This window comes from Lentzea terrae (assembly GCF_003265345.1).
Taxonomy (GTDB): Bacteria; Actinomycetota; Actinomycetes; order Mycobacteriales; family Pseudonocardiaceae; genus Lentzea; species Lentzea terrae.
This window is the reverse complement of the sequence record NZ_QFWW01000035.1, coordinates 129,121-139,776: the sequence shown is the minus strand read 5'-3', so window position 1 is coordinate 139,776 and position 10,656 is coordinate 129,121. Positions and strand designations below refer to the sequence as shown.

General features: G+C 68.7%; 11 protein-coding genes. 8 read left to right on the top strand and 3 right to left on the bottom strand.

All coding sequences use genetic code 11. The annotated features are described in order from the left end of the window. Positions 1–58: 58 nt before the first annotated feature. Positions 59–1,126 (bottom strand): methyltransferase domain-containing protein, encoded by a 1,068-nt coding sequence (locus DI276_RS43605; RefSeq protein WP_112275145.1) that lies wholly within the window; start codon positions 1,124–1,126, stop codon positions 59–61. Positions 1,127–1,244: 118 nt separating this feature from the next. On the opposite strand from DI276_RS43605, the gene DI276_RS43600 reads away from it, so the two are divergent. The 5 genes from DI276_RS43600 to DI276_RS43580 all read left to right on the top strand — a co-directional run bounded on the left by DI276_RS43600 (position 1,245) and on the right by DI276_RS43580 (position 3,913). Beyond that, positions 1,245–1,622, top strand: coding sequence for a helix-turn-helix domain-containing protein (locus DI276_RS43600; protein ID WP_112275143.1), 378 nt, complete (start codon positions 1,245–1,247; stop codon positions 1,620–1,622). 5 nt (positions 1,623–1,627) lie between these two features. After that, complete coding sequence (locus tag DI276_RS43595; RefSeq protein WP_112275141.1) at positions 1,628–2,296, top strand: hypothetical protein; 669 nt, start codon at positions 1,628–1,630, stop codon at positions 2,294–2,296. Positions 2,297–2,426: 130 nt separating this feature from the next. Then, positions 2,427–2,702, top strand: coding sequence for a DUF2516 family protein (locus tag DI276_RS43590; protein ID WP_112275326.1), 276 nt, complete (start codon positions 2,427–2,429; stop codon positions 2,700–2,702). Further along, positions 2,699–3,355 carry an alpha/beta fold hydrolase gene (locus tag DI276_RS43585; protein WP_198681269.1) on the top strand — a complete coding sequence of 219 codons (657 nt, stop codon included), beginning with the start codon at positions 2,699–2,701 and terminating at the stop codon, positions 3,353–3,355. Before DI276_RS43590 ends, DI276_RS43585 begins: the two co-directional genes overlap by 4 nt. Positions 3,356–3,364: 9 nt before the next feature. Next, entirely contained in the window at positions 3,365–3,913 is a 549-nt protein-coding gene (locus DI276_RS43580; RefSeq protein WP_112275139.1) for a type 1 glutamine amidotransferase domain-containing protein, read from the top strand. Between the two features lie 30 nt (positions 3,914–3,943). Here DI276_RS43580 and DI276_RS43575 read toward each other — a convergent pair whose 3' ends face one another. Next, the gene (locus DI276_RS43575; protein WP_112275137.1) at positions 3,944–4,699 is read right to left on the bottom strand and encodes a MerR family transcriptional regulator; all 756 of its coding nucleotides are present in this window, start codon (positions 4,697–4,699) and stop codon (positions 3,944–3,946) included. Between the two features lie 74 nt (positions 4,700–4,773). Between DI276_RS43575 and DI276_RS43570 the strand changes: the two genes are divergently transcribed. Continuing rightward, positions 4,774–5,322 carry a YbaK/EbsC family protein gene (locus tag DI276_RS43570; RefSeq protein ID WP_112275135.1) on the top strand — a complete coding sequence of 183 codons (549 nt, stop codon included), beginning with the start codon at positions 4,774–4,776 and terminating at the stop codon, positions 5,320–5,322. On the opposite strand, the gene DI276_RS43565 is transcribed toward DI276_RS43570, so the two are convergent. Continuing rightward, positions 5,319–8,729: an nSTAND1 domain-containing NTPase gene (locus DI276_RS43565; RefSeq protein WP_112275133.1), complete on the bottom strand. Its 3,411-nt coding sequence runs from the start codon at positions 8,727–8,729 to the stop codon at positions 5,319–5,321. The two genes, DI276_RS43570 and DI276_RS43565, sit on opposite strands and share 4 nt — an antisense overlap. A gap of 243 nt (positions 8,730–8,972) precedes the next feature. Here DI276_RS43565 and DI276_RS43560 point away from each other — a divergent pair, with 243 nt between their 5' ends. Together DI276_RS43560 and DI276_RS43555 are read left to right on the top strand one after the other, a co-directional pair. Then, positions 8,973–10,130 carry a hypothetical protein gene (locus tag DI276_RS43560; protein WP_112275131.1) on the top strand — a complete coding sequence of 386 codons (1,158 nt, stop codon included), beginning with the start codon at positions 8,973–8,975 and terminating at the stop codon, positions 10,128–10,130. Between the two features lie 56 nt (positions 10,131–10,186). Next, entirely contained in the window at positions 10,187–10,654 is a 468-nt protein-coding gene (locus DI276_RS43555) for a hypothetical protein (protein ID WP_112275129.1), read from the top strand. The last annotated feature ends 2 nt before the right edge of the window (positions 10,655–10,656 follow it).

The following is a 10,656-nucleotide window of genomic DNA, read 5'->3' as shown; positions in this document are numbered from 1 at the left end:
GCACCGCATCCGCCCGGGGTCGATTCAGTGACCCGTGTCGTGACGTTTCAGTTCTGGATCACAGGTGCCACCTGCGCTCGCCCAGCGTCAGGAACTGACCGTCGGGCCCGACCGTGATCCCGAAGTGGTGCCTGCGGGGTTTGCCCAGCTCGTGCCACTCGACGACGGCCTGTTCGGCGAGCTCCCACAGGCGCCGTGGACCGCCCTGGTCGACGTGCGAGCCGTGGTGGTGCACCCAGGAACCGTCCGGATGAGCGAGCCAGTCGTGGCCCGCGACGACGCCGGGCAGAGCAAGGCCGGCGAAGAACTCGAACGGGCTGGCCGGGTCGATCACGGTGTCGAGCGGCAACGTGGTGGTGGTGCGGTCGTACGGGCCGGAGCCCGCGAGCGTCGGCGGGTGGGCGTGCGCGCGCAACGGCATGAAGCGGCCGTCCTCGACGAGCACGCGGCCGTCGCCGGTGCCGTCGCCGTTCGACACGATCCGGACGAGCCCGGCACCGATCGGGCGGTGCAACGTGGTGACCACCAGACCGCCCGGCCTGACCTGCTCCAGCCAGGCGGGCGGGATGGTCGCGACGGAGCAGGCGGCCAGCAAGCGGTCGTACGGTGCGCGCTCCGGATGGCCGAGCGCGCCGTCGCCGGTGACGCAGGTGGGGAAGAACCCGTTGCGGTGCAGGCGTTCCCTGGCTCGTTGCGAGATGTTCGGGTCGACGTCGATCGTGGTCGTGTTGTCCGCACCGACCGCATGGCACAGCAGAGCCGCGTTGTAACCGGTGCCGGTGCCCACCTCCAGCACCTTCTGTCCGGTGTGGACCTCCAGCGCCTCCAGCATGATCGCCATGATCGTGGGCATGCTCGACGAGCAGGTCGGTGTGCCACCGGTCACCGTGTCATCGCCGTCGAACTGGGTAACCCACACACGATCGGCGTAGACGAGTTTCAGCCAGTCGGGGTGCTTCGCGGTGACCCGTTCCCAGTCACCGCTGGGCAGCTGACGGTAGAAGCGCGGCAGGAACTCGTGCCGTGGGACGGCCCGGAAAGCCTTGAGCCACTTGGAATCGTGCAGCACACCATCGCCGAGCAGGTGGTCGGCCAGCTCGGCGCGCAGGGCCCCGGCGTCGTCCATGTCACCCACAACGGTATCCCTGTGGTGGAGCACACGCAGCGATTGCTAGCAGGGTGCTTGCAAGAGTTAGCACCCGTCGCTAACGTAGTTGGTGGCACGAGGAACGGGAGCGGGAACAGTGGACAAGTCCATCGACAAAGCAGTCGCGGACCTCGGCCGCAACATCGGTGAGTACATCCGCGAACAACGCAACAGCGCCAAGATCTCCCTGCGGGAGCTGGCGAAGCAGGCGGGTGTCTCCAACCCATACCTCAGCCAGATCGAGCGAGGACTGCGCAAGCCGTCTGCGGAGATCCTTCAGCAGATCGCCAAGGGGCTGCGCATCTCGGCCGAGGTGCTCTACGTCGAGGCCGGGATCCTCCAGCAGCGCGAAGGCGGTGCGTTGGCGGACGCCATCGTCGCCGCGACCGATCTGACCGAGCGGCAGAAGCAGGTGCTGCTCGATGTTTATGAATCTTTCAGGCGGGAGAACGCCGCCAAGAACAAAGAGGAGTGATCTCCATGCCGAAGCTCACCCAGGACGACGTCCGCAAGACCGCCGAGCAGGCCGCGCACGCCGCGCGTCAGGCCCTGCTCGCCGCCCTCGGCGCCGGTGACCTCGCCGCGAAGGCGGTTGTCGAGGCGCTGAACAAGGCCAAGGAGCGCGCGGAAGAGGCCCAGACCAAGGCTCAGGACCTGCCCGCCGAGCTCAAGGACCTGCGCGAGAAGCTGCAGCCGGTCGAGCTCAAGAAGCTGGTCGACGCCTACACCTCCTCCGCGGTGAACCTGTACACCTACCTCGCAGAGCAGGGCGAGCAGACGCTGGAGCAGATCAAGGCCCAGCCGCAGGTGAAGCAGGCCGTCGAGCAGGTCGAGCACGCCGTCGAGGCCGCGCAGAAGCGCGCCGAGTCCGCCGCCCACGACGCCCGTGAGCTGGCCGACGACGTCCTCGGCAAGGTGACCCGCCGCACCCGCTCGGTCGGCGAGAAGGTCGCCCACGAGGTCGAGGAAGGCGCCGAGAAGCTGGCCGAGGAGATCGTCGAGGTCGGTGGCGAGGCCGCGCACGAGGTCCGCAGCACCACCCGCAAGGCCGCGAACCGCACCGCGCCGCGCAAGCCGGCGACGACGACCCGCAGCACCGGCACCACCGCTGCGGCCAAGAAGCCGACCACGACGAACACCACCAAGTGAGTCGCTGAAATCTGCTGAAGAGGGGAGCGTGCCGACCGGCACGCTCCCCTCTTCGCACGTGTCCACGTAGTCTGGGCGGGTGTTGTTCTTCAGCCTGCCGATCGCGTGGAGCTTCTGGTACCTCGACCAGATCGCGTACCTGTTCGCCGACCTGGTGTTCACGGTCGTCGCACTGTTCGCGTTCTTCCACGCGCTGAGTCAGCGGGTGGACGCGTACACCGCGGCCGAGCGCATGACCAAGCCCGCGTGGCTCGGCATCACCGGTGGTGGGCTGGCCGCGATGCTCCTGTTCGACCCCGGCTCCGTGGGCTCGATCTTCTGGCTGGCCGGCCTCATCGCGGTGCTCGTGTACATGGTGGACGTGCGCCCGAAGCTGATCGAGGTGCAGCGCGGCCCCCGCTGGTGATCACGCACTCCTACGGCGCCGGTTCGCCGGTGACGCTGGTCGCCCACGGACTCGGCGCGACCGCAGGTGAGGCACGGATTCCTGCCTCCGGCCTGCCGGGCACCCGTGTCGTCGTGACGCTGCCGTCGCACGGTGATGCACCGGACGCGCCTGCGGGCTACTGGGACTACGGCCGGATCGCGGCCGATCTGGGCACTGTTTCCGCTGATCACGCCGTTGGTGTCTCACTCGGAGCCGGGGCGTTGGTCCGGTTGCTTTCGCTTGAGCCTGATCGTTTTCAGCGCGTGGCGTTGCTGCTGCCCGCCGTGCTGGACGAGCCGCGGCCTGCGTTCACGTTGCAGCAGCTCTCCGACCTGACGGTGGGGCCACCGGCCTATGTCGCCGAGCGGCGGGCCGCGTTGAGCCGGCTGTCGGCGGCCGCTGAGCAGCTGCCGGGCCAGGTTGCCGTCCCCGACGCCTCGGTGCTCGCGGCCGTGTCGGCCCCGGTGCTGGTCATCGGGGCTGTGGGTGATCCGCTGCACCCGGAGGACGTGGCCAAGGCGACCGCGGCAGCGTTCCCCAACGGCTCGTTGTGGCTGATCGACTCGCCCTCGCCGATGATCACGCACCGCGCCGAGGTGCGCCGCCGATTGGTCGACTTCTTCGCCGGGTAGCCGTTGGGCATGGCTGAACAGAAGAAGATCGCATTCCTGGTCGACACGGAGGGCATCGAGCAGGTCGAGCTCACCGACCCGTGGACGCATGTCGAGAAGGCCGGCGGAGTGCCGCGCCTGCTCGCGCCGAAGCTCGGTGAGGTGCGCGGCTTCAACCACCTCACGCCTGCCGACGCGTTCCCGGTCGACACCACGTACGCCGACGCCAACGCCGACGACTACGACGGCGCGATCATCCCCGGTGGTGTGGCCAACGCGGACTTCCTGCGCATGGACGCCGACGCCGTTCAGCTGGTGAAGGCACTGGTGGCGGCCGGCAAGCCGATCGCGGCGATCTGCCACGGGCCGTGGTTGCTGGTCGAGGCCGACGTGGTGCGCGGCAAGATGCTGACCTCGTTCCCCAGCCTGCAGACCGACATCCGCAACGCGGGCGGTGACTGGGCTGACCAGGAGGTCCGGGTGTGCGACATGAACGGGTGGACGCTCGTGACGTCCCGCAACCCCGATGACCTGCCTGCGTTCAACCGTGAGGCGCTGAAGGTGTTCGGTCTGGACTGACAACGGGGTCTGCAGCCCCCGTGCCAGCTTTTAGAGACGCGTCTGGGCGTAGTGGGTCATCGCGTCACGCACCCACGTGGCCATGTTGTCGCCGTTGACCTCGAAGTTGACCCGGAACTCGTCCGAGTCGACGTAGAGGTTGCCGAGACCGGTGTAGGACTCCCGGTTCGGCGTCCAGCTCAGGCAGATCCAGCGGTAGTGGCGGTCGATGACCTCCTGCGTCTGCGGAGCGTCGATCGCCTTGCCCGCGGTGAACAGCGCACCGAGATCACGGGCGATGTCCTGCCACTGCTGCATGAAGTCGTCCGCGTCGGCACGTGTCCAGTTCTTCATCTTCTGCCTGCTCTCGGCGATGTGCTCCTTGGCACCCTCGCCGTAGCGCTCGACCAGCTCGGCCTCGTAGCGCTCCTGCTTCGACGCGTCGAAGCCGTCGAACAGCTCTTCCAGTTTCACTTCGTCCCCTCCTTCCAGTTCTTTGATCGTTCGCGCGACCGTGCTCGACAGCCGGTCCAGCCGCTGTCGTTCGTCCTGCAGCCACCGGTGGTGGTTGCGCAGGACGGTCAGCTGGTCCGTGCCGTTCAGCACCTCCGCCACCACGTCGAGGCCCAGGCCCAGATCGCGCAGCAACAGGATCTGCTGCAGGCGGTGCACCTGTTCCTTCTCGTAGTAGCGGTAGCCGTTGTCACCGATCCAGGCCGGTGGCAGCAGCCCGATCGAGTCGTAGTGCCGCAGCGTCCTGGACGTCACCTTCGACATCCGGGCCACCTGGGCGATCGACCAGGCCATTCCGGCTCCCCCTTCGCGCTTGGTTCTGAAGGTAAGGGTTGACGTAACGTCAAGGTCAAACCGAGTTTGGCAGGATGGTTCAGGTGTGGACCATCGCTGGATCGCTGGAACCCTTCCCCGTGCTGTCCCGCCTCGACCTGGTGCCCGAACCGGTCGCTTTGGCGCTGAAGACGCTGGACGGCGCTGACCGCGTGGCTGTCGCTCCGATCGACGCCTCGCTGGCGGACACCGCCGAGTTCTGCGCGCACTACGGCTCACCGCTCGAAGCCTCGGCGAACTGCGTGGTCGTCGCGGGCAAGCGCGGCGGCGAGATCCGTTATGCGGCCTGCATGGTGCTGGCGACCATGCGCGCGGACGTGAACGGCGTGATCCGCAAGCGCCTCGACGCGCGCAAGGCGTCGTTCGCGCCGATGGACGAGGCCGTGGCGCTGACGGGCATGGAGTACGGCGGCATCACGCCGATCGGTGTGCCCGCGGACTGGCCGATCCTCGTCTCACCCGAGGTGGCCGCCGCCCCCGAACTGGTCGTGGGCAGCGGCATCCGGGGGAGCAAGATCCTCATCCCGGGCGACGTGCTGATGAAGCTGCCGGGTGCCGAGGTGCTGCCGGACCTGGCGCGCTAGCAGCCGGAGGCGCACAGCCGGGAGATCACCTGGTCCGGATCGAGCTCCCACCTGATCACCCGCGGGTCCGGGCCGGACGACGTGAGGTCGCCGTCGGCGTCGAACAGCACGGCGTTGACCGGACCGGTGTGCCCGGTCAGCGTCGCGACCTGAGCACCGTCGGCCACCTGCCACAAGGTGATCAGACTGTCGTTCGCGGCCGCCGCCACGGTGGTGCCGTCCCGGCTGGCGGTGACCGCCGCGACAGCACCTCGGCCAGTGACGAGTGTGCGCGCCTTGCCATTGCGGCCCCACAACGCGACTTCGCCGCCGGCATCTCCCACCACCAGCAGGTCAGAGCCCGGGACGGCGGCGATCGACTTCACCGCGGGACCGGACTCCCGGACGACCTCGACCTGCTCTCCGGACCACCGCAGCACCCGGCCGTCCGCGCCACCAGAGGCCACGAGATCGCCGAGGAACGCCACGGTGTTCACCGGACCTGAGTGGCCGGACGGCAGCGGACGACCCGGTTCGGCGGAGTTGAGGTCCCACACCACGACTGCGGCGTCCACACCACCGGTCACCGCACGGTCGCCGGACACGACCAAGCTCTTGATCGCGCCACGATGTCCTTGCCACGTGCGCACGACCTGGCCGTCGGTCCGCCACGACGAAAGCACGCCGCGCACGTCCGCGGCCAGGATCTCGTCCGCGTTCCGGAAGGCCAGCGAGGTCACGGGCGAGGGGACGTCGATGCGCCTGATCTGCCTGCCCTCGCGGTTCCACAGCAGGATCATGCGGTCGCGCCCGCCGGTGGCCAGCACCGAACCGTCCGGGGAGAGCGCGATGCCGTCCGGCGGACTGGTGTGGCCGGTCAGGGGTGGCAGCGGCAGGCTCCAGAGGCTCACGGTCTCGTCGCCGCCCGCCGCGAACCAGTTGCCGTCCGGGCTGAGCGCCGCCACGTAGAACGGGTGGGTGCGGGTGATCAACCCGGTCAGCCAGCCACCGTCGGGCACCGTCCACCAGCGGATGCTGCCGTCGTCGCTGGTCGACACGAGCTTGGTGCCGGTCGCGTCGAACTGGACCGAGCGCACGCCGCTGACGTGTCTGCGCAGTCCGGACGTCTTGCCGGTCGCCAGCACCCGCAGCACCACCTGATGGTCGTCTCCGCCAGAGGCGAGTACACGGCCGTCGGGGCTCAGTGTGACCGTGCGGACGTCTGCGTCGTGGTCGGTGAACGTGCGCGTGACGTCGTTCTCCACCACCAGCGTGCCTTTCGCTCCACCGGCGGCGAGCACGGATCCGTTCAACGACAGCGCGTGCACCTCTCCCAGCTCGTGCGCGACCGTCCTCGTGCGAGTCCAGTCATCCGTGCGCCACAAGGAGATCTGGCCGTCGGCGGTGGCGACGGCAGCGGTCGAGCCGCTCGCCCCGAGCACAAGCACCCGTATCTCGGCGTCGAGCGTGACAGTCCGCAACGGCAGGCGCGTTCTCGTGTCCCACAAGACGATTCGCCGGTCGTCGCCCGCGGACACGAGCACGGTGCCGCCGGGCATGAACGCGAGCGCGCGCACGGTGCCGTTGTGCTGCGTCAGAACTGCCGGAGAGGCAACCGACGAAGGCGACCGCAGGAGCACTGAATGGTCATCGCCCGCAGTGGCGAGCAACGAACTGTCGGCACTGAACGCGACTGCGCGAACCGGTCCGCGATGGTCCTTCAACACCGTCCGTGCGGGCTTGTAGGCGGCTGTGCTGAGCAACGCCCCGCGCGCTTCGGCGGTCGCCGACGCGCGGTAGGCGTTCACGGCGAGCTGTGCGGCGGCATCCGGCCACGACGCGCTGAGATCCTGTGCCTGCACGGCGATCTGGCGTGATTCGGCGACCTTCTGCTCCCGCAGGGCGGTGTTGCTCTGCACCACGGCCACCGAGGTCACCACCAGACACGCCACGGTCAACGCGGCCAGCGACTTCACCAGCGTGCGCAACCGGCGGGACTGCCGGTCCGCGGCCTGCCGGGAAGCGTTCTCCTCGTCCACCGCTGCCTGCAGGAACTCCCGCTCCAGCTCGTTGGACGAGGACGGCCACTCGATCCGGCCGGCCAGTTCGCGCATCGCGGCGAGCCGCGCGCCCCGGTAGAGCGCGCCGGGATCGCGGCCGGTCGACTGCCACGCCGTCGCGGCAGTGGTGAAGTCGTGGTGCAGCCGCAACGACTCCCGGTCGTCGTCGATCCACTGGCGCAACCGGGGCCACGCGCGGACAAGCGCTTCGTGCGCGACTTCCACGACGCCGTCCGCGACGACGATCAGCCGTGCGTTCGCGAGGACGTTCACGACGTGCGCGGTGTCGGCCGGTCTGCCCACTGCCAGCACCTCGTCGAGCGGGGCCCGGCGACGCAGGTCGTTCACGTCGTCGTGGGTCTGCACGAGCCTCAGCAGCACCGCGCGTGCGACGGTTCGTCCACGACCGGACAGCTCGGCGTAGGTGCTTTCCGCGGTCGCGGCGACAGCACCCGCGACCCCACCGCTTTCCTGGTAACCGTTGAGCGTGAGGCGGCCACGTTCGCGTCTTCGCCAGGTCTCCAGCAGCGCGTGCGAGAGCAACGGCAGCGCGCCCGACTGGCCGCGCACGTCGGCCATCGCGGCAGCGAGCATCTCCGGCTGCACCTTCAGCCCGGCACGCACGGCCGGTTGTTCGACGGCGGCTCGCAGCTCGTCGTCGGTCATCGGCCCGACCAGCACCTGGGCGTCGCGCAACGCCTCCACCAGCGCGGGCAGCGCGGCACAGTGTCCGAGGAAGTCCGCCCGCACGGCCAGCAGCAGCCGGTGGTCGCCGTCGAGCAGCGCGGTGACGAACGCCTCGCGGTCGACCGCGCTGTCGAAGTGGGTGAACAGCTCCTCGAACTGGTCGATCACGACGAGGTCGGCCTTGCCGCCACGCCAGGTCGTCGGTGTCGCGGTGACCACGGTCCAGTCCGTGAGCCGCGGCAGCACACCCGCGTGGATCAACGACGACTTGCCGGATCCGGACGGTCCGAACACGCCGACGACCGGCTGTCTGCGGATGCGGGCGGTGAGCTCGTCGACGAGGCCCGCGCGGCCGAAGAACCGTTCGGCGTCCCCGATTCCGAACGCCGTCAGCCCGAGGTACGGGGGTGAGTCGTCCTCGCCTTTGGCCGCCTCGCGCCAGCGTCCTTCCCACTCGGCCACGTCGCCGTCGCACGCCTGGACGTACGCGAGAGCGACGGGCAGCGAGGGCAGCTGCTCCCCGGCGGCGGCCTGCGACAGCGCGGTGGCGGAGTAGTGCGCGCGTTGGGCGAGCGTCCGGTAGTTCGGCGAACCCGCCTTCTCCCGCAGTTGCCGCAGTTCCCACGCGAACCGCTGGACAGGACCGGTCTCGGGATCGATCGGCCGCTCTCGTCTGCCCACCCGTGCACCTCGCGATTTGATCCGAGTTGATTGATCAGCACCTGCGCCACTGCCTGATCAACCGAACCCGCCCTAAACCTGTCACCGCAACGACTTGAGCGGTGAGCAGGAGCGATGATGACCAGACGCCGGCGCACAGCACTTCTAGTGGCATTGACGGGTGTGGTGGCTGCGGCGTTGCCCGTCCAGGCCCAGGAGGAGGCGGACGACCTAATCCACAGCCGCCCAACGGGTGCTTTCCCATTGACGCCCGATTGGAGTCTGCAGACCTACGCGGAGAAGCTGCAGACCGCGGTCGGCACCACGACGTCGGTCACCGCGGTGCTGCGTGACGCCAACCGCGAGCTCTCGTCGTGCAACAGCGCGCAGCAGCACTCGTTGCCGGAGAACTACGACCGATCGGACTTCCCGCTGTCGTCCGGGCAGATCCTGCACAGCAGCGACAAGTTCTGCTGGGACCCCGGCGACAGCAAGGTCGCCTACTGGATCCCGCAGGGCATCACCGGGTCGGCCGACGCGGACAAGGACGGCCTCTGGGGCGACAACCGCGTGATGCTCGTCAGCTGGTACTACGACGAGTCGGCGTCGAACAAGGGCGTGCGGATCTCCTTCGTCGACATGAAGAACCGCAAGTACCGGCACGCGCTGCTGGTCGAGCCGACGAAGACGGCGACCCCGGACTACACCGCCGTGCCGATCCACGCCGGCGGGATCGCCTGGTTGAACAACTACCTGTACGTGGCCGACACCAAGGTGGGCCTGCGGGTGTTCGACATGGAACGCATCCTCGAGGTGTCCGACGCGCAGGACAGCATCGGCAAGAGCGGCAGCACCTACTACGCCCACAACTACAAGTACGTGCTGCCTCAGGTCGCCACGTACCGGCAACCCGTGCAGTCGACGAGCAAATGCGATCCCACCGCCACGCGGCTGTGCTTCTCGTCGTTGTCGCTGGACCGCAGCACGGCCCCGGACACGCTCGTCGTCGGCGAGTACCGCGAGGACCGCGACACCAACGCCGCCGTCGACGGCGGTCGCGTGGTCAGGTACCAGGTCGACGCCTCGACCCGGCTGCCCGTGCTGACCGGCGGCAAGGCCGTCCCGTACGACGTGGTGACGATGCCGCGCAGCAACGTCCAGGGCGTCCAGACCTGGAAGGACACCTACTACCTCGGCCGCAGCTCGAGCCGCAGGCACAGCTGGATGTACTCCGGCTCGGTCGGTCGCGGCACGAAGACCAACAGCTGGGCCATCGGCGGCGAGGACCTCTACCACGAGCACGGTCCGAACGAGACCGCCGGAAGGCTCTGGACCGTCGCGGAACACGCCTGGTCCCTCGACCGCAGCACGTTCATCGACCGGCGCGCGATCTTCGCCGTCCCGCTCAGCTCGATCGGCTGAGCCCACTCACGTCCGCCTTGTTCGAGGCGGAAACCCTTACAACTGGAGGAACACGCATGCGCAAGCTGATGCTTGCTCTCTCGATGGCCGTTGTGGCCGTCATGGGTGTCTTGATGCCCGCCGCCGCCTCTGCGGAGACCACGGCGGTGCAGGCGGTGTCGGAGTTCTCCGCGGCCGCGGACGGCGTGGAGTTCGCAGTCGCCGGCACGTTGCCGCCCCGCTCGCAGCTGGAATGTCACTCCGTGCCGGCCGTCGAGATCTGCTACGAGAAGGCCGGCGACCATTGGTGGGTGCAGGACCAGGACAGTGACCACGCGTCGGCCGGTGTCCTGTGGCAGAACTTCCGCAACGGCAGCCTCTACCGCCAGGGCTGGTGCATCACCAGCCTCGGCAAGGGCAAGTGGGGCCAGTGCAACAAGAACTACTACGAGGGCAGCAAGCTGAACGGCTTCCCGTGCATCTGGGACCGCAACAGCAGCAACAGCGAGATCATCTGCGCGCGGGACGGCTGGACGTTCCAGTGAGC